At 62.7% G+C, this 16,842-nt stretch carries 17 protein-coding genes; 4 read left to right on the forward strand and 13 right to left on the reverse strand.

Translation table 11 applies throughout. The features are described from left to right. Nucleotides 1-26: 26 nt before the first annotated feature. The 13 genes from ACA075_RS02955 to cbiE form a co-directional block, all read right to left on the reverse strand. Complete coding sequence (locus tag ACA075_RS02955; protein WP_497297217.1) at nucleotides 27-1,037, reverse strand: FecCD family ABC transporter permease; 1,011 nt, start codon at nucleotides 1,035-1,037, stop codon at nucleotides 27-29. After that, nucleotides 1,034-1,981 (reverse strand): ABC transporter substrate-binding protein, encoded by a 948-nt coding sequence (locus tag ACA075_RS02960; RefSeq protein WP_497297218.1) that lies wholly within the window; start codon nucleotides 1,979-1,981, stop codon nucleotides 1,034-1,036. The genes ACA075_RS02955 and ACA075_RS02960 overlap by 4 nt, the downstream gene beginning before the upstream one ends. Next, nucleotides 1,978-2,766 carry an ABC transporter ATP-binding protein gene (locus ACA075_RS02965; protein WP_497297219.1) on the reverse strand — a complete coding sequence of 263 codons (789 nt, stop codon included), beginning with the start codon at nucleotides 2,764-2,766 and terminating at the stop codon, nucleotides 1,978-1,980. Before ACA075_RS02965 ends, ACA075_RS02960 begins: the two co-directional genes overlap by 4 nt. A 213-nt stretch (nucleotides 2,767-2,979) precedes the next feature. Continuing rightward, nucleotides 2,980-4,359, reverse strand: coding sequence for a PepSY-associated TM helix domain-containing protein (locus tag ACA075_RS02970; RefSeq protein WP_497297220.1), 1,380 nt, complete (start codon nucleotides 4,357-4,359; stop codon nucleotides 2,980-2,982). A gap of 155 nt (nucleotides 4,360-4,514) precedes the next feature. Continuing rightward, entirely contained in the window at nucleotides 4,515-6,632 is a 2,118-nt protein-coding gene (locus ACA075_RS02975; protein ID WP_497297221.1) for a TonB-dependent copper receptor, read from the reverse strand. Between the two features lie 223 nt (nucleotides 6,633-6,855). Continuing rightward, a complete protein-coding gene (locus ACA075_RS02980; RefSeq protein WP_497297222.1) occupies nucleotides 6,856-7,284 on the reverse strand; it encodes a DUF2946 domain-containing protein in 429 nt (142 codons plus the stop codon). A 21-nt stretch (nucleotides 7,285-7,305) separates the two neighbouring features. After that, nucleotides 7,306-7,785 carry a copper chaperone PCu(A)C gene (locus ACA075_RS02985; protein WP_497297223.1) on the reverse strand — a complete coding sequence of 160 codons (480 nt, stop codon included), beginning with the start codon at nucleotides 7,783-7,785 and terminating at the stop codon, nucleotides 7,306-7,308. 48 nt (nucleotides 7,786-7,833) lie between these two features. Next, nucleotides 7,834-8,232 carry a DUF2946 domain-containing protein gene (locus ACA075_RS02990; RefSeq protein WP_497297224.1) on the reverse strand — a complete coding sequence of 133 codons (399 nt, stop codon included), beginning with the start codon at nucleotides 8,230-8,232 and terminating at the stop codon, nucleotides 7,834-7,836. A 98-nt stretch (nucleotides 8,233-8,330) separates the two neighbouring features. Next, nucleotides 8,331-8,621, reverse strand: coding sequence for an addiction module antidote protein (locus ACA075_RS02995; protein WP_109627766.1), 291 nt, complete (start codon nucleotides 8,619-8,621; stop codon nucleotides 8,331-8,333). Then, on the reverse strand, nucleotides 8,618-8,926 hold the full coding sequence (locus ACA075_RS03000) for a type II toxin-antitoxin system RelE/ParE family toxin (protein ID WP_497297225.1): 309 nt from the start codon (nucleotides 8,924-8,926) through the stop codon (nucleotides 8,618-8,620). The genes ACA075_RS02995 and ACA075_RS03000 overlap by 4 nt, the downstream gene beginning before the upstream one ends. 192 nt (nucleotides 8,927-9,118) lie before the next feature. Continuing rightward, nucleotides 9,119-9,847: a cobalt-precorrin-6A reductase gene (locus ACA075_RS03005; protein ID WP_497297226.1), complete on the reverse strand. Its 729-nt coding sequence runs from the start codon at nucleotides 9,845-9,847 to the stop codon at nucleotides 9,119-9,121. Beyond that, nucleotides 9,844-10,941: a cobalt-precorrin-5B (C(1))-methyltransferase gene (locus ACA075_RS03010; protein WP_497297228.1), complete on the reverse strand. Its 1,098-nt coding sequence runs from the start codon at nucleotides 10,939-10,941 to the stop codon at nucleotides 9,844-9,846. Before ACA075_RS03010 ends, ACA075_RS03005 begins: the two co-directional genes overlap by 4 nt. Further along, complete coding sequence (cbiE, locus tag ACA075_RS03015) at nucleotides 10,934-12,145, reverse strand: precorrin-6y C5,15-methyltransferase (decarboxylating) subunit CbiE (protein ID WP_497297229.1); 1,212 nt, start codon at nucleotides 12,143-12,145, stop codon at nucleotides 10,934-10,936. The genes ACA075_RS03010 and cbiE overlap by 8 nt, the downstream gene beginning before the upstream one ends. Nucleotides 12,146-12,288: 143 nt before the next feature. On the opposite strand from cbiE, the gene cobG reads away from it, so the two are divergent. Genes cobG through cobJ form a run of 4 tightly spaced genes read left to right on the forward strand, consistent with a single transcriptional unit; the run spans nucleotide 12,289 to nucleotide 16,649 of the window. Further along, nucleotides 12,289-13,596, forward strand: coding sequence for a precorrin-3B synthase (gene cobG / locus ACA075_RS03020; RefSeq protein ID WP_497297230.1), 1,308 nt, complete (start codon nucleotides 12,289-12,291; stop codon nucleotides 13,594-13,596). Further along, complete coding sequence (locus tag ACA075_RS03025) at nucleotides 13,589-14,215, forward strand: precorrin-8X methylmutase (RefSeq protein WP_497297231.1); 627 nt, start codon at nucleotides 13,589-13,591, stop codon at nucleotides 14,213-14,215. The genes cobG and ACA075_RS03025 overlap by 8 nt, the downstream gene beginning before the upstream one ends. Continuing rightward, complete coding sequence (locus tag ACA075_RS03030; protein WP_219093862.1) at nucleotides 14,215-14,946, forward strand: precorrin-2 C(20)-methyltransferase; 732 nt, start codon at nucleotides 14,215-14,217, stop codon at nucleotides 14,944-14,946. The genes ACA075_RS03025 and ACA075_RS03030 overlap by 1 nt, the downstream gene beginning before the upstream one ends. Next, nucleotides 14,946-16,649, forward strand: coding sequence for a precorrin-3B C(17)-methyltransferase (gene cobJ, locus ACA075_RS03035; RefSeq protein WP_497297232.1), 1,704 nt, complete (start codon nucleotides 14,946-14,948; stop codon nucleotides 16,647-16,649). The genes ACA075_RS03030 and cobJ overlap by 1 nt, the downstream gene beginning before the upstream one ends. Nucleotides 16,650-16,842: the final 193 nt, after the last annotated feature.

The following is a 16,842-nucleotide window of genomic DNA, read 5'->3' on the forward strand; positions in this document are numbered from 1 at the left end:
GGCCGTGTCTTCCGGGCTGGCACGGCTCAGCGGCGTCGCATGAGACCGATGAAAAAAAACCCGCCAATCGCCGCCGTGGCCACGCCAATCGGCAAGTCCTCGGGGGCGATCAGGGTGCGCGCGGCGACATCGACCCACACCAAAAACACGCTGCCCAACAGCACGCACACCGGCAACAACCGACGATGTTCGGCCCCGACCAATCGACGGGCAATGTGCGGCACCATCAGTCCGACAAACCCGATCGACCCACTGATCGACACCAACACGCCGGTCATCAACGACGCAATCAGAAACACCCGCAAGCGCACGGTACGCGCATTCAAGCCAAGGGTGACGGCGGTCTGTTCGCCGGCCATTAGCGCATTCAACGGGCGGGCCATGCCGAGCAACAACACCAATCCCAGCAATACACTGGCGGCCGGCACCGCAAGCAACTCCCAGCGCGCCAACCCGAGCCCGCCGAGCATCCAGAACATCACCGCCGAACTCGCCCGGTGGTCGCCGAGGAACAGCAGCAAATTGGCAATCGCCATCATCACGAACGACACCGCCACGCCGCACAGCAGTAGCCGGTCACTGTCCAGACGACCGTTGCGATTGGCGATCATCAGCACGATCAGCATGCTCAGCAGCGCGCCGATAAACGCCGCGATTGGCAAGGTCAGCAGGCCGACGATTTCACCGACGTGCAGCACCACAATCACCGCGCCAAGGGTCGCACCGGAAGTGACCCCGAGCAGGTGCGGGTCGGCCAATGGATTGCGCGTCACCGCTTGCAACACCGCGCCGATCAGCGCCAGGCCGGCACCCACCAGTGCGCCCAACAGCATGCGCGGCACTCGGATCAACCACACGATATGTTCTTGCCCGGCGGTCCAGTCCTGACCGCCGACCCCCAGCATCTTGTGCAGCAAGATCCGCCACACCACGTCGATGGGCACCCGCGCCGGACCAAAGCCCAGCGACACCACGCACGACACCAGCAACAGCGCGCCGAGCATCACCAGCAGCAAGGCATAGCGACGATCCATCATTCGCCGTGGAAACCTTTGGCCAGGGTTTCAACCGCCAGCACATTGTCGATGCCCGGCGTGGCCTGCACATACGGAATCACGATGAAGCGCTGGTTCTTGATTGCGTCCACCGATTGCAGCGCCTTGTTGCTCCGCAGGAATTGCTCCTTTTGTTCGGCGGTGACTTCGCCGTAGTCGACGATCACGATCACTTGCGGGTTGCGCTCGACCACGTTTTCCCAGTTGACGCGGGTCCAGCTCGCCTCGACGTCGTCCAGAATGTTGCGCCCGCCCGCGGCATCGATCAGTGCCTGCGGCATGCCGAGGCGGCCGGAGGTCATGGCGCGGTCTTCACCGCTGTCGTAGAGAAACACGCGCGGTTTGTCCGCGGGCAGACCCTTGCGTACCTCGGCGACTTGCGCCTGCATGTCGCCGATCAGTGCATTGGCGCGGTCCTGCACGTCGAAGATTTTCCCGAGGTTGCGCAAGTCGTTGTAGGTGTCTTCCAGGCTGGCCGGTGGACGCTTCATGACAAAGGCACATGACTCGGTCAGCTCGTAGATATTGATGCCCAGCGGTTGCAACGTTTGCGGCGTGAGGTCGCCGCCCACGCGCATGCCGTAATCCCAGCCGGCGAAGAAGAAATCGACGTTGGCATTGAGCAGGGTTTCCACCGACGGGTATTTGGCTGCGAGCTCAGGCAAACCGTCGAGGATGGTCTGCATCTCGGGCGTGACTGACTTCCAGCCGGTCACGCCGCTGTAGCCGGCCATGCGCGGTTTGAGGCCAAGGGCGAGCATCATCTGGGTCATGTTGATGTCATGGCTGACCGCGTGTTTCGGCGCCTGTGTGAAGGTCACTTCGCGGTTGCAGCTCTGGATCGTCAACGGGTATTTCGTGGCCTCGGCCAGGGCTTGGGTACTGCCCAGCAACAGCGTGAAGCAAAGCAGGGAACGCAATGTCATTGTTGGGTTATCCAGGTGATTCGTGGGTAGCCGTGCAAGGGGTGTTCATCGATCAGCGCTTCGACGCCGAACACGTCGCGCAGCAAAGGCGCGGTCAGGACTTCTTTTGGTGTGCCGCTGGCGACGATGCGGCCGTGATTGATCACGTATAAACGATCGCAGAAAGCGGCCGCCAGATTGAGGTCGTGGATGCTGGCCAGGGTGCCGATCTTCAAGCGTTTGACCAGTTGCAACAGTTCCAGCTGATAGCGTGGGTCGAGGTGGTTGGTCGGCTCGTCGAGGATCAGCAATTGCGGTTGCTGGGCCAGGGCGCGGGCGAGGATCACACGTTGTTTTTCTCCGCCGGAGAGGGTGGCGAAGGCGTGGTCTTCGAAGCCTCTGAGGCCGACGGACGCCAATGCATGAGTCGCCAGATGTCGGTCTTCAATTGTGTCGCCGTCGAACAGGCCTTTGTGCGGCGTGCGGCCCATGGCGACCACCTCGTCGACGGTGAGGCCGAAGGCATCGGGGAACTCCTGCAACACCACGGCGATGCGTTGGGCGCACCAGCGCGAGGTTTGCTTCCAGACGTTGTGGTGGTCGAGCCGGATCTCGCCGCTCTCTGGCTTGCTGAAGCGATAAGCGCAACGCAGCAGGCTGGTCTTGCCGCTACCGTTGGGGCCGATCAACCCGACGAACTCACCGGCGGCCACCTGCAGGGACGCATCACGCAGCTGGAACTGGTGATGGCAGTGGCCGTGGCCCAGGGGCGTCCAGGCGAGGTGTGTGAGGTTCAGCGAGGTCATGCATTTGCTCTGAGAGAGTGGGTGACGCTCAAGACGCCATCGCGGGCAAGCCCGCTCCCACAGGGATCGCGAAAGTCCTGTGGGAGCGGGCTTGCCCGCGATGGCACCTGCTGATTAAAACGGTGTGCGTGAGTTATACAGTAACGCTAAGAATGATGCTGAGCCAAACGCGGAAAGTCTACAGATCCGCCTAAACCTCGCATCTCGCCTGCTTCATGATGAAGATGAAGCCGATTCAGTTTGTCGGGTGAGTCGCGAAAACAGCACGCGATCCAGCACCCACACCACCACCAGCGAGGCGCCCACCAACGGAAACGCCACGGCCAGGGCGAACATGATGACCATCGCGGTTTTCCATTTCGGCAGGTCGTGGCGCAGCGGTGGAACACCGAACTTGCCTTGTGGACGACGTTTCCACCAGATCACCACGCCGCTGACGGCGCTGAGCAAAATCATCAGGCAGATCAGCAGCACGATGATCTGGTTGAACACGCCGAACATCTTGCCTTCATGCAGCATCACGCCGATTTCCGTGGCGCGGGCGACGGTGCCGTATTGCTCGTAGCGTACGTCGGCGAGTACGTCGCCGGTGTACTGATCGACGTGCAAGGTGGCGTCGTTGCGCGGGTCGTCCGCGAACACGGCGATGGTGAACACGCCGGTCGCACTTTTCGGGAAGGTGATGCTGTAACCCGGTTCGACCTTGCGTTGCACGGCGATGTTCTGCACGTCTTGCAGGCTGATAGTCGGCGCGGCGGGGGCGGCTTGCGCACCTTCGTGGGCCATGTGCTCGGCGTGATCGCCGGAGGTTGGCATCGGGGTGTTTTCCATCGCCCAAGGTACAGTCTGGCGCGTGGCGGTATTCAGGCTGCGGGCCTCAACGTCAGACTTCGGCACGTTGTCCCACATCGCCGCCGGAAACACGTTCCACACCTGCGCATATGTCTGGCCCCAGAACCCGGTCCAGGTCATGCCGCTGAGCAGCATCACCAGCAGCAGCGATGCGCCCCAGAAACCGGTCACGGCATGCAAATCACGCCACAGCACCCGACCACGACTGGTCAGGCGCGGCCACAAAATACCGGCCGCCTGGCCACGCGGCCACCACAGGAACACGCCGGAAACCACCAGCACGACGCCCCAGCCGGCGGCCAGTTCGACCAATCGATCACCGACGGTGCCGATCATCAATTCGCCGTGAATCGCTCGCGCCACCGCTTGCAGATTCTTCTTGGCGTCTTGCTCGCCGAGGATGTCGCCCTGGTAGGGATCAACGAATACGTTGAGCTCGGTGCCGCCATTGATCACGACAAACTGAGCGCTGCGCTCGGCGTTGACCGGTGGCAGATACTGTTTGATCGTGGCTTGTGGATAGGCCTGTTTCACCCGCTTGAGCAGATCGTCGGCCGGGACGCTGTGATGCCCGGCCGGTACGTTCATCAGGCTGCCGTACATCAACGGATCGAGTTGCGGCTTGAACAGGTAAATGACGCCGGTCAAGGCCAACATCACCATGAATGGCGCGACGAACAGACCGGCATAGAAATGCCAGCGCCAGGCCAGGTTGTAGAAATTCACTTTGGGCTGTTTCATCACGTGTGCTCCGCTTTGGCTTGGTTCTTTTGTTGTTGTCTGGTGACTGCTGCGCAGTCATTCGCGGGCAAGCCTCGCTCCTACAGGAGTTGTGTTGTTCGCATCGTTTGTGATCGACGCGAATAATGTAGGAGCGAGGCTTGCTCGCGAAGCTCTTAAAAGCTCATATCCACCTTGGTCCAGAGCGTTCGCCCCGGTTCTTTAATGGCCTGCGGGTCATTGGCCGGGAAGCCAAAACCGGCGTTGCCGGCCAGGTTCAAATGCTCGGCGTAAGCCTTGCCGAACAGGTTGTCGACGCCACTGCTGACCTTCCAGTTTTGGTTAATCCGGTACGCACCATTGAGCGAGAACACGCCGAATCCCGGGGTCTTGTCGAAGTCCTTGCCGACCACGTTGCCCTTGTTCCGGTCGATGCGGTTTTGCGCCGCAACCACGCGCCACAAGGCCCCGGCGCTCCAGTTGTCTTCGCTGTAGGTCAGGCCGAAACGCGCGTCCAGCGGCGGCATTTGCGGCAACGCGTTGCCATCGCTGCTGTTCTTGCCCCAGGCGTAGGCCAGGGTCGCGTCGGCTTTCCAGTGGCTGGTCAGCTGGTAGGCCGCGCCGAGTTCGCCGCCCATGATTCGCGCGTCGATGTTCTGGGCCTGGGACGTGGTCCCCATCGTCGTAGGGGGGTAATCGAACAGGATGTAATCGCGCACCTGGCCGACATAACCCGAGGCCCAGGCTTCGAGGTTTTCGGACTTGTATTGCAGGCCGAAGTCGAGCTGGGTGGTTTTTTCAGGCTTGATCGAATCGAAAGCGTTCACCGATCCGGCGGGGCCGGACTTGGGTGAAAACAGTTCCCAGTAATCGGGGAAACGCTGGGTGTGACCAAGGCCGGCGTAGAGCGTGGTCGGGCTGTCGGCGAGGTCATGCTCGTAGCGCACGAAGCCGCTTGGCAGCGTGTCGGCGCGGGTGTCGTCGGCGGTCGGATTGGGGCGCGTCATCATCCCTGAGCCCGTGGTCTGCCGGAAATCCTTGGCCGAGGCACGGTCCAGGCGTGCACCGGTAATCAACCGGTCACGGTCGGCGGCGTACCAGGTCAATTCGCTGAACACGCCGTAGTTGTGGAAGTCGGCATCCTTGGTGTACGGCAAGTCCTTGTAAGTATCGATGCCCATGCTGCCGCGTTGGCGATGCTCGTTGGTCTGCGCATCGATGCCGCTGATCAACTGCACATCGGCCCAGCGCCAGGTGGCCTTGATCCGCGCGCCGAGGGTGCGGCGGTCGACGTTGGAGGCCATCGGGCCGGCCATCATCCCGGTGCCGGACGGCGTACGCAGGGTGTAGTTGTCCATCACGTGGTCGGCGTAGTTGTAGTAGATCTGCGCTTCAACCGTGTCCAGAACCTCCCCGATGTTGGACTTTTCGAACCGCAGGCCCAGGCTTTCACGCTTGAACTGCGAGCCGTCCATGCCGCGCCCGGCGTAACGCGCCTCGCCGTCGCCCTTGCCGGCGGTCAGCTCCAGCAGGGTGTCGGCGTCCGGCGTCCAGCCGAGTGCCACATCTCCGTTCCACTTGTCGTAGCGCGAGGGCACGGTGTCGTTGTTGCCGTCCTTGTAGTCGTCGGCGTGCGCGGTGTTGCCGATCACGCGCACGTAGCCCAGCGGCCCACCGGCAGCGGCGTCCACCACTTTGTCAAAGCGGCCGTTGGAGCCGGCCAATACGCTGGCGTTCACACGGGTACCGAGTTCGCCGAAGCTTTCCGGCTCACGCTCGAAAAGGATGGTGCCCGCCGATGCGCCCGGTCCCCACAGTACGGTTTGCGGACCTTTGATGACGGTGAGTTTGTCGTAGGTTTCCGGCGAGATGTAGGAGGTGGGCGCGTCCATCCGGCCGGGGCAGGCACCGAGCAATTGGCCGCCGTTGGTGAGGATGTTCAGCCGCGAGCCGAACATGCCGCGCAGCACCGGATCACCGTTGGTGCCGCCGTTGCGTACCAGGGCGAAGCCGGGGATGGTTTTCAGGTAGTCGGCACCGTCGCTGGCCGGAACGGGTTGGCGCGGGTCCTTGGGGTTGGTGACGATGGTCAGCGGCGAACTCGGCGCGATGGCGGTGATGACCGTCGGGCTCAGCTCTTCACTGTGGCCCGCGTGTTCGTTGGCCAGCACCGTGGGTGTCAGCAATGCGCCGCAAAGGACGGCGGTGGCGTGCCTGAAACGAATACTCGATTCGTTCGGGGCAAAAGAAGCTTGGGCAGGGCTCAAGCGTGTGTCAGCAGAAAACCTGGACATGACAATTTCCATCGAACAGTCGTAAACGACACGGCCGGAAACCAGCACAATCCTTGTGGGAGCGGTTTTGTGTGGCGAGCGAGCTTGCTCGCGCTGGGCTGCGTAGCGGCCCCTTTTGTGAGTGCTGCGCACTCAAGCGGGAGCAAGCTCCCTCGCCACACTTGCCCACTGCCACAAGTTGCTTTGGTTGTCTTCGAAACCGTGTGAAATCAGAGGTAGGTGTTTACGCGACGACGGGCGGGGCGCGGGTTCGGGCGCCGGGGAAGACGGTGTGCCGGGCATGGCCCAGGCGAGGGGAGGGAGCGGTGAAGGTGGTGGTTGTTGGTGTATCGAACGTGACGAAGGTCTGGCCGCCGGTCAGGGCCGGGCAATTGAACAGCAGGCTGCAATAGCCACATTTTTCCCAGAGCGCATGATGCGAGGCTTCGGGTGGGCAATGTTCGGCGGCGGCGGCTTGCGCGCCGTGGTCGGCGTGCTCCATGGCCGACATGCTCATCGACATCGACGGCGCGCGTTGATCCATCGGCATCGACTGGGAAATCAGCGGTCCGATAAAGATCATCAGCATGGCGAACAGGCTGATCCAGCTGCCGCGCGTCAGGCTTGACGACTGACGACGGTGTGCGGATGACCTGGCGCTAAGCGGGCGCATGGGCGTGTTCAGCTCAGTCGATTACTGGGCGTGGGCGTGCATCTGCATGTCTTCCGGCGGCTTTTTCTGCACCGAGACTTCGACCGTCACATCACCGGACTTTTCGAAATGCAGGGTCAGCGGGAAACGCTTGCCGTCGCTCAGCAGGCTGCGGTCTTTCAGGTTCACGAGCATCACGTGATAGGCCATCGGCGCAAACGTGACGTTGCCACCGGCGGGAATCTCGACGCTCGGCACTTGCTGCATTTTCATCAGATCGGCTTGCATGACGTGCTCATGCAATTGCGCTTCACCTGCAATCGGCGAGTCGACGCTAAGCAGGCGGTCGGCGGTTTTACCTGGGTTCTGAATGACAAAGTAGGCCGCTACGGTTGGCGCGTTGGGCGGCAACTCCTGCGACCACGGGTGAGCGATCTCCAGTTCGCCGGCTTTGTATTCGTGGGCATTGGCAAAGCAGGCAGGCAGCAGCAACGCAACCAGAACGATGAGTTTGTTCAACATGGCAGTTCTCCAGAGCGATTCAAGACGCAGGTCAATTGCGAGAAGGAATCACACCAGAGGGGACGCGCGGGGGTTGAGACTCGGCCATTGCTGGCGCGGGGTGGGGGTGTCGAGAGTGGTGGCAGGCACGCTTCGATTGGCCTCGAAGCGGGCGAAATACAGCTGCGGCACATGCCCCGGCAACGCCACCACTGGCGCGGAACCTGAGCAGCACCAGCAATGCTGCATGTTGGAATGGTCGTCGTTCTGCGGGGCTTTCTGCTCAAGGTCACCCAGGGAAATCGCCACCATCTTGGTGCCGCTGGACGTACAAAAACTGCCCCACAACAATTGCTCGGCGGGTGATTTCGCCGACTGCGCCATGGCTCCGGTCATCGGCATGGCGAGCATGTTGAACAGCACTGCGAAGCAGGCGATCCAGGCAATTGCGAGCCGTTGTCGGGACATGGGACAAAATCCGTTGGGTGGGCGATCAGGCGCGGCTATTTAGCCTGATCAGGGCCGATAAGTAAAAAAGCGGCGTGCGGTGTGGTGTCGCAGTGCAATCAAAGAGCCGTGGCATGCAAGCGCAGGCCCAAGGCTTTCATAACTTTCATGATAGTCGCGAATTCTGGATTGCCAGTGCTTCCCAATGCTTTGTACAAACTTTCACGACCCAAACCTGCGTCACGGGCGACCTGGGTCATACCCTGTGCGCGGGCAATGTCGTTGAGTGCGGCACGTATGAGCACTCCATCGCCTGCATCTTCGTCAAAGCATGCGTCCAGATAAGCGGCCATTTCCTCAGGTGTTTTAAGAAATTCGGCAGCGTCGAAACGGGTGAATTGTTCGGTCATGATGACTCCTCATTACCGATGTTTTGTGCCAGTTGAATGGCGCGTTCGATATCTCGTTTTTGTGTCGACTTATCACCACCCATCAGCAGCAGATAAACCACTTCACTTCGTCGGGTGAAATAGATCCTGTAACCGGGACCGTAATGCACGCGCATTTCATAAACAGCGCTGCCTACGGGTTCGCAATCTCCAAAATTCCCATATTCGGCTGCTCGTAGCCTCGCGATGATCCGAACTTTGCCAATGACGTCTCTCAGTGAATCAAGCCAATCGCCAAATGCTCGGGATCGTTCAAAGTCGATCATGCTCGATCGTATTCCTTGGGATACAGGTTGGCAAGCCGCACTTTCCTCGGGCCGAATTTGATCGTCCCTAAAGATGTTGGGTTGGTGTGCTTGTTAGAATTTGAGAACCCGGACTATAGGATTGAAGGCATAGCGTGAATAGCCGGCTCCGTCCGAGAGTGTTGCCGGCAAATTCGCGGGGTTAGGCAGAAATCAAGATTCGTCTGACACCGATAGGGCTTTCAGCACTTCATCCGTCGACCCAAACTCCCGATTCACCCCCGGCAACACCGGCCGCCGCAACACAATCACCGGCACCCCACGCTCCCGCGCTACTTCCAGTTTCGGTTCTGTCGCGGTGCTTCCGCTGTTCTTGCTGATCAGCACATCTATCTGCCGCCGCTCAAACAACTCCCGTTCATCCTCGATCAGGAACGGCCCGCGTGCGCCGATGACTTCGCAGCGTTCGTTGCCGGGGTAAACGTCCAGGGCGCGCAAGGTCCAGAATTGCTCCGGCGGGATTTCGTGCAGGTGCTGCAACGGTTCGCGGCCGAGGGTGAACAGCGGTCGACGGAAGGGTTTCAGGGTTTCGATCAGTTCGGCCCAATCGCTGACGTCCCGCCAGTCATCCCCGGCTTGCGGCTGCCAGGCCGGGCGCCGTAATGCCCAGCATGCAATGCCGCTCAGCTTCGCGGCAGTGGCGGCGTTGTGGCTGATTTGTGCGGCGTAGGGATGGGTTGCGTCCAGCAGCAGGTCGATGCCTTCATCGCGAATGAATTGCGCCAGGCCTTCGGCACCGCCGTAGCCGCCGACGCGCACCTGGCAGGGCAGGTCCGTCGGCACGCGACCGACACCGGCGAGGCTGTAGATGTGTTCTGGCCCCAGGGTGCGGGCGATGGCCAAGGCTTCGGTCACGCCGCCCAGCAGCAAAATGCGTTTCATTGAAAAGCGCCTGCATGGCCGACAATCCCGCCCTGGCGATCGATGGCAAAGACCTCAACCTGAACCTGCGCCGGCACCACGCTGCGGGCGAAATCCAACGCGTGCTGACACACCGCATCTCCGAGGGCGATGCCCGCCGCGCTGGCCATCGCCAAGGCTTGCTGGCTGGTGTTGGCGTCGCGAATGCCTTGCTGCAACGCGTCATCGGCGCCTATAGCGGCGGCCCATTTGGCCAGTTGCGGCAGGTCGATGCTGGAATGCCGGCTGTGCAAATCCATGTGCCCGGCCGCCAGTTTGCTGATCTTGCCGAAGCCGCCGCACAGGCTGAGTTTATCCACCGGCACTTTACGCACGTGTTTGAGGACGGCGCCGACGAAGTCGCCCATCTCGATCAGGGCGATTTCCGGCAGGTCGTAGACGCGGCGCATGGTGTCTTCGCTGGCGTTGCCGGTACACGCGGCGACGTGCAGGTAACCGTTGGTTTTGGCCACATCGATGCCCTGGTGGATCGAGGCGATATAGGCCGCGCAGGAAAACGGCCGGACGATGCCGCTGGTGCCGAGGATCGACAGCCCACCCAGAATGCCCAGTCGCGGGTTCATGGTTTTCAAGGCCAGCGCCTCGCCGTCCTCGACGTTGACCGTGACCTCGAAGCCGCCGCCGTAGCCGAGTTCTTCGGCCAACAGCGTCAGGTGCTCGGTGATCATTTTGCGCGGCACCGGGTTGATCGCCGGCTCGCCGACGCCCAGCACCAGCCCCGGCCGGGTGACCGTGCCGACGCCACGTCCGGCGCTGAAACGTATACCCGGCTCGCCGCTCAGTCGCACCTGGGAATACAGCAACGCGCCATGGGTCACGTCGGGGTCATCCCCGGCATCCTTGATCGTACCGGCTTCGGCACCGTCGTCGATCAGACGGCAGAACTCCAGGCGCATCTGCACCTGCTTGCCCTTGGGCAGCACGATCTCCACGGCGTCAGCACTGATGCCACCCAATAGCAAACGGGCCGCGGCGAGGCTCGTGGCGGTGGCGCAGCTGCCGGTGGTCAGTCCGCTGCGCAAGGGGGCGGGTTGTTCGGCGGTTTCGTCACGCATCGAGGGGCTTCGCCACGTCCAGCAAGGTAATCGGCAGCGCCTGGCGCCAGGTGTCGAACTCCCCCAGCGGTTGGGCCTGGGCAACGTGAATGCGGGTCAGCTCACCGCCATGGCGTTCGCGCCAAGCCATCAGGGTCATTTCGCTTTGCAACGTGACGGCGTTGGCGATCAGTCGGCCACCGGGTTTGAGTAGTGCCCAGCAGGTGTCGAGCACACCGTCACGGGTGACCCCGCCGCCGATGAAAATCGCATCCGGGGGTTCAAGACCGGCCAGGGCCTGCGGCGCACTGCCACGAATCAGTTGCAAACCGGGTACGCCAAGGGCGTCGCGGTTGTGTTCGATCAGCCGTTGCCGACCTTCATCGGCTTCGATCACCAGCGCGCGGCAACTGGGGTGGGCGCGCATCCATTCGATGCCGATCGAGCCGCTGCCGGCGCCAACATCCCACAACAGTTCGCCGGGGACCGGGGCGAGCCGAGCAAGGGTGATCGCGCGGACATCGCGTTTGGTCAGTTGACCGTCGTGCTGGAAGGCCGAGTCTGGCAGGCCGGCCAGTCGCGAGAGACGCGGTGTATCCGGCGCGGCGATGCACTCGATGGCGATCAGGTTCAGATCGGCGATCGCTGGATCCTTCCAGTCTTTGGCCAGCCCATCGATGCGCCGTTCGTCTGCGCCGCCCAAATGTTCCAGCACGCTGAGACGGCTCGGACCGAAACCGCGTTCACGCAGCAGTGCGGCAATGGCGGCCGGGCTTTGGCCATCGTTGCTCAGCACCAACAAACGCACGCCGCTGAACAACTGGGCGTTCAGTGCGGCGAGGGGCCGGGCCACCACCGAAAGCGTCACCACCTCCTGCAACGGCCAGCCCATTCGCGCCGCCGCGAGCGAGCAGGAGGAGGGCGCGGGCAGGATCAGCATTTCAGCGTCAGGCACTTGCCGGGCCAGGCTGGCGCCGACGCCGAAGAACATCGGATCACCGCTGGCCAGCACGCAGACCGGTTCGCCACGCAGCGCCAGAACGGGCTCAAGGGAAAACGGACTGGGCCACAACTGCCGCTCGCCACGGATGCAGGCAGGCAGCAAATCCAGTTGTCGCTGGCCGCCAATGATCCGCGAAGCGCGCAACAGGGCGTGCCGGGCACTTTTGCCCAGGCCCTTGAAGCCGTCTTCACCGATTCCTACTACTGTCAGCCAAGGGGACATCTGTAGCCCTCAAAAATAGTCTTCAAACGCGTTGTTCCGACGGGCAGGCTTTTCATGCCGCCTGACAAAGCAGGCATAATACCGCGCCTTCGCCCGTGAAGCGCCTTTCCCCATTGCCGGTCGCCCCCTTGAACGAACGCCCGATGTCCTCAGCCTTACGCCCCTCGGCCTGCCCGGGGTTGCTGCGTATTGTCCAGGCACTGGATGGGGGCATCTGCCGGATCAAATTGACTGGCGGTTCGATCAGCGCGGCTCAGGCCGAAGCGGTGGCCGATGCGGCCGAGCGTTTCGCCGGCGGCGTGATCGAGGCCACCAACCGCGCCAATCTGCAAATCCGTGGGATCGGCAGTGAACACGGTGCCTTGATCGACAGCCTGATGGCGGCCGGGCTCGGCCCGACCAGCGCGGCGGGCGATGACGTGCGCAATCTGATGCTCAGCCCCGGCGCCGGCATTGATCAACAGATGCTGATCGATACGCGCCCACTGGCCGAACAGATCCTCGCCACGCTGCAAAGCGACGAACGCTTTCACGACCTCAGCGCCAAGTTCGCCGTGCAACTGGATGGCGGCGAAGGCCTGGCAATGCTTGAACACCCTCATGATCTTTGGTTGTCCGCTGCTGAGCGAGACGGTGAGCGATTGTTTGTCTTCGGCCTGGCGGGTTGCCTTGTCGACCTGCCCGCAGGCGCGGTGCCGCTGGAGCAGGGCCATGGGCTGGTGGTCGCGGTGCTGGAGTTGTTCCTGGAACTGGCGCGCCCCGACCAGACCCGCATGCGGCACCTGCTTGCCGAATGTTCGCCCGAAAGGTTTCTCGCGCGTCTCGCCGAGCGTGTGCCGTTGATGCCCATCGAGGGGTGGCAGCGCGAGGTAACGCCAAGTGCCCTGCACATCGGCGCTCATCCTCAGCGTGACAGCGTCCGTGTGTACGTCGGTGCAGTGCCGCCGCTGGGCCGCCTTAACCCGGCGATGCTCCGAGGCGCCGCACAACTGGCCCGCGAACAGGGCGACGGCACGCTGCGTTTCACACCCTGGCAAAGCCTCTTGGTGCCCGGGGTCCGTGACAACCAGGCGCTTCACGTTATCCACAGCCTTGAACATCTCGGAATGCGTTGTTCGGCCGACGATGCCCTGGCGCATCTCATCGCCTGCACCGGCTCGACCGGCTGCGGCAAAGGCCTGGCTGACACCAAGGGCGATGCCCGACAACTGGCGGCGCTGTTGCAACGTCACGGCCAGACGCTGAACGTGCACCTGTCCGGCTGCCCGCGTTCCTGTGCGGCGGCGCACATCGCGCCGGTCACGTTGCTGGCGGTTTCTCCCGGTCATTACGACCTCTATTTTCGCGATGCAGCGCAGCCGGGTTTCGGCGCGCTGCACGCACGCAATCTTACTATTGAAGCGGTCGCGGCCTTGCTCGACGCCCGCTCACGGAGCCCTTTAGATGCTTGATTACATCCGCGACGGTCAGGAGATCTATCGCAACTCCTTCGCGATCATTCGTGCCGAGGCCAACCTCGAGCGAATTCCGGCCGATCTGGAAAAACTCGCGGTGCGGGTGATCCACGCCTGCGGCATGGTCGACGCCATCGACGGCCTGCAATTTTCCGAAGGCGCGGGCAAGGCCGGGCGTGAGGCGCTCGCCGCCGGTGCGCCCATCCTGTGCGACGCGCGGATGGTCAGCGAAGGCGTGACCCGCACGCGGTTGCCGGCCAACAACGAAGTGATTTGCACCCTACGCGATGAAAGCGTTCCAGAACTGGCCCGTGAGTTGGGCAACACCCGTTCCGCCGCCGCGCTGGAGCTGTGGCGCCCGCATCTGGAAGGCAGCGTGGTGGTGATCGGTAACGCGCCGACCGCATTGTTCTATCTGTTGGAAATGCTCGACGCCGGCGCACCGAAACCAGCGCTGATCCTCGGCTTCCCGGTCGGCTTCGTCGGCGCCGCCGAATCCAAGGCAGCGCTGGCGGCCGACAGTCGCGGCGTGCCGTTTGTCATCATGCAAGGCCGGCTGGGCGGTAGCGCCATGGCCGCTGCCGCCGTCAATGCCCTCGCCACGGAGATCGAATGATGCAGCAGCCTGGACGCTTGATCGGCCTGGGTGTCGGCCCCGGTGACCCGGAACTGATTACCGTCAAAGCCCTGCGCTTGCTGCGCGAGTCGCCTGTGGTGGCGTACTTCGTCGCCAAGGGCAAAAAGGGCAACGCCTTCGGCATCATCGAAGCGCATTTGCAGGACGCACAAACGCTGCTGCCGCTGGTGTATCCGGTGACCACCGAAGCGCTGCCGGCGCCGCTGTCGTATGAGCAAGTGATCAGCGATTTCTACGATGCGGCGGGCGAAGAACTCGCCGCGCATCTGGATGCCGGTCGCGACGTGGCGGTGATCTGCGAAGGCGATCCGTTCTTCTACGGCTCCTACATGTACCTGCACGATCGCTTGGCCGACCGCTACGAAGCCGAAGTCGTGCCGGGCGTGTGCTCGATGCTCGGCGGTGCTTCGGTGCTGGGCGCGCCGTTGGTGTATCGCAATCAGAGCCTGTCGGTGCTGTCCGGCGTATTACCGCACGAGGACCTCAAACGTCGTCTGGCCGATGCCGATGCGGCGGTGATCATGAAGCTGGGACGCAACTTTCCCAAGGTCCGTCAGGTGCTCGAAGAACTGGGGCTGGCAGAGCGGGCGTTGTACGTCGAGCGCGCGACCATGGCCAATCAGAAGATCGTGCCGCTGGATCAGGTCGAGCCGATGTCCTCGCCGTACTTCTCGTTGATCATCGTTCCCGGCGAACGGTGGCAAGGTTGATGGCCCGTCCAGCTCCGGCGATTGTCATTCTTGGCAATGGCAGCCTCGCGACCGCGCGCAAGATCCAGCAGGTTTACCCCGGTGCCTTGATTCATGGCCTGGCCGGTCGGGTTGAAGGCGCGGACCGTGTTTATCAGGAGTTCGGCGCAACCGTGCGCGAGTTCTATCAGCAGGACACGCCGATCATTGCCTTGTGTGCGGCCGGGATTGTGATCCGCACGCTGGCGCCGTTGCTACTTGAGAAGGGCGCGGAGCCGCCAGTGCTGGCCGTGGCCGAAGACGGCAGCGCCGTGGTGCCGCTACTGGGCGGTCTCGGCGGTGTGAACGTCATGGCGCGGGAGATTGCTGACGGTCTCGACGTGGCGGCGGCGATCACCACCAGCGGTGAACTGCGCTTCGGCACTTGTCTGCTCAATCCACCCGGCGGCTACGCCCTCGGCGATCTGGAACTGGGCAAACGCTTTGTCTCGGATCTGCTCGCCGGCCAAAGTGTACGCATCGAAGGGGTTGCCCCTTGGCTGGCACAAGCGCAGTTGCCGGAGGATCCGCTGGCGCAGTTGTCGATTCATGTCGGCAGTGCCGAGCGCACGCCGGCGGCCAATGAGTTGCTGATCTACCCACGCAACGTGCTAGTGGCGGTGAACGCCGAGGTGGTGGATCTGCCGAACGCGATTCGCGCGGCGCTGCATCAGGCAAACATCGCCGTGCAATCGCTGGCGTGCTTGCTGGCCAGCGATCTGCACATGGCCAATCCGGCATTGCGCGAAGCGGCACTTGAGCTGGGCGTGCCGCTGCGGTTTGCCTCGGTCAGAGGCGGCGTCAGCGAACTGGCCCGCCATACCGTGCCGAACGCTGCCGTCGTGTCGGCGGATAGCGGCATCGCGATCGCGGTGGCCAGTCAGCCACTGGAGGTTGCCCAGATCGGGCGTGCACGCGGTCGTTTGGCGGTGATCGGCTTGGGCCCTGGTGCTGCCGAATTGATGGTACCGGCGGTCAAGGCTGAACTGGCGCGGGCCAATGACGTGCTGGGTTATGAAACCTACGTGCGCATGGCCGGGCCATTTCGCGAGGATCAAGTGCTGCATTGCACCGACAATCGCGAGGAAATGCAGCGCGCTCGCCACGCCTTTGAACTGGCGGCCCAAGGGCGGTCGGTGGTGGTGGTTTCGTCGGGGGATCCGGGCGTATTCGCCATGGCGGCCGCCGTGCTCGAAGCGCTGCACGAGTCGAGTGAGCCGGGCTGGCACAGCGTTGATCTGGAAATTCTTCCTGGCGTCTCCGCGTCCCTGGCAACGGCCGCTCAGGCCGGCGCGCCATTGGGGCACGACTTCTGCGTCATGTCGCTGTCGGACAACCTCAAGCCCTGGTCGATCATCGAGAAGCGGCTGGACCTGGCTTCTCAGGCCGACCTGGCGCTGGCGTTCTACAACCCGATTTCGCGGTCGCGTCCTTGGCAACTGGGGCGGGCGCTGGAGATTGTCGCGCAGCACCGCACCGCTGAAACGCCGGTGGTGTTGGGGCGGGATATCGGTCGCCCGGGCCAGACATTGCGTGTCACCACGCTGGGTGATCTGACCCCGGATCAGGTCGACATGCGCACCATGGTGCTGGTCGGCTCTTCCACCACCTGCGTGTTCCCGCGTGCAGAGGGTGGCCAGTGGGTGTATACGCCTCGGTGGTACGGCGATAAGCCAGCCGGATAAGTCATGGCGGCCAGGTGAACTGGCCGCAGCCCCCCCCTCCCGGTGCGTAAGATTCTTCACCGCGCATCGACTGAAATACGCTCGGATGCCCGCCGTACTTTAACTGGGCGCGCCCGGAAATTGCCTGCGAGCGCATCAGACAATTCAATGTCCGGCTCTTAATGTTCTGAAACAACCGATGCAGGCCGTTTGG

Source organism: Pseudomonas sp. LBUM1663, from assembly GCF_059695905.1.

Excerpts from the sequence above, each read along its gene's own strand:
- ACA075_RS02955 (WP_497297217.1), bottom strand. The coding sequence starts at position 1,037 with ATGATGGATCGTCGCTATGCCTTGCTGCTGGTGATGCTCGGCGCGCTG.
- ACA075_RS02960 (WP_497297218.1), bottom strand. The coding sequence starts at position 1,981 with ATGACATTGCGTTCCCTGCTTTGCTTCACGCTGTTGCTGGGCAGTACC.
- ACA075_RS02965 (WP_497297219.1), bottom strand. The coding sequence starts at position 2,766 with ATGACCTCGCTGAACCTCACACACCTCGCCTGGACGCCCCTGGGCCAC.
- ACA075_RS02970 (WP_497297220.1), bottom strand. The coding sequence starts at position 4,359 with ATGAAACAGCCCAAAGTGAATTTCTACAACCTGGCCTGGCGCTGGCAT.
- ACA075_RS02975 (WP_497297221.1), bottom strand. The coding sequence starts at position 6,632 with ATGTCCAGGTTTTCTGCTGACACACGCTTGAGCCCTGCCCAAGCTTCT.
- ACA075_RS02980 (WP_497297222.1), bottom strand. The coding sequence starts at position 7,284 with ATGCGCCCGCTTAGCGCCAGGTCATCCGCACACCGTCGTCAGTCGTCA.
- ACA075_RS02985 (WP_497297223.1), bottom strand. The coding sequence starts at position 7,785 with ATGTTGAACAAACTCATCGTTCTGGTTGCGTTGCTGCTGCCTGCCTGC.
- ACA075_RS02990 (WP_497297224.1), bottom strand. The coding sequence starts at position 8,232 with ATGTCCCGACAACGGCTCGCAATTGCCTGGATCGCCTGCTTCGCAGTG.
- ACA075_RS02995 (WP_109627766.1), bottom strand. The coding sequence starts at position 8,621 with ATGACCGAACAATTCACCCGTTTCGACGCTGCCGAATTTCTTAAAACA.
- ACA075_RS03000 (WP_497297225.1), bottom strand. The coding sequence starts at position 8,926 with ATGATCGACTTTGAACGATCCCGAGCATTTGGCGATTGGCTTGATTCA.
- ACA075_RS03005 (WP_497297226.1), bottom strand. The coding sequence starts at position 9,847 with ATGAAACGCATTTTGCTGCTGGGCGGCGTGACCGAAGCCTTGGCCATC.
- ACA075_RS03010 (WP_497297228.1), bottom strand. The coding sequence starts at position 10,941 with ATGCGTGACGAAACCGCCGAACAACCCGCCCCCTTGCGCAGCGGACTG.
- cbiE (WP_497297229.1), bottom strand. The coding sequence starts at position 12,145 with ATGTCCCCTTGGCTGACAGTAGTAGGAATCGGTGAAGACGGCTTCAAG.
- cobG (WP_497297230.1), top strand. The coding sequence starts at position 12,289 with ATGTCCTCAGCCTTACGCCCCTCGGCCTGCCCGGGGTTGCTGCGTATT.
- ACA075_RS03025 (WP_497297231.1), top strand. The coding sequence starts at position 13,589 with ATGCTTGATTACATCCGCGACGGTCAGGAGATCTATCGCAACTCCTTC.
- ACA075_RS03030 (WP_219093862.1), top strand. The coding sequence starts at position 14,215 with ATGCAGCAGCCTGGACGCTTGATCGGCCTGGGTGTCGGCCCCGGTGAC.
- cobJ (WP_497297232.1), top strand. The coding sequence starts at position 14,946 with ATGGCCCGTCCAGCTCCGGCGATTGTCATTCTTGGCAATGGCAGCCTC.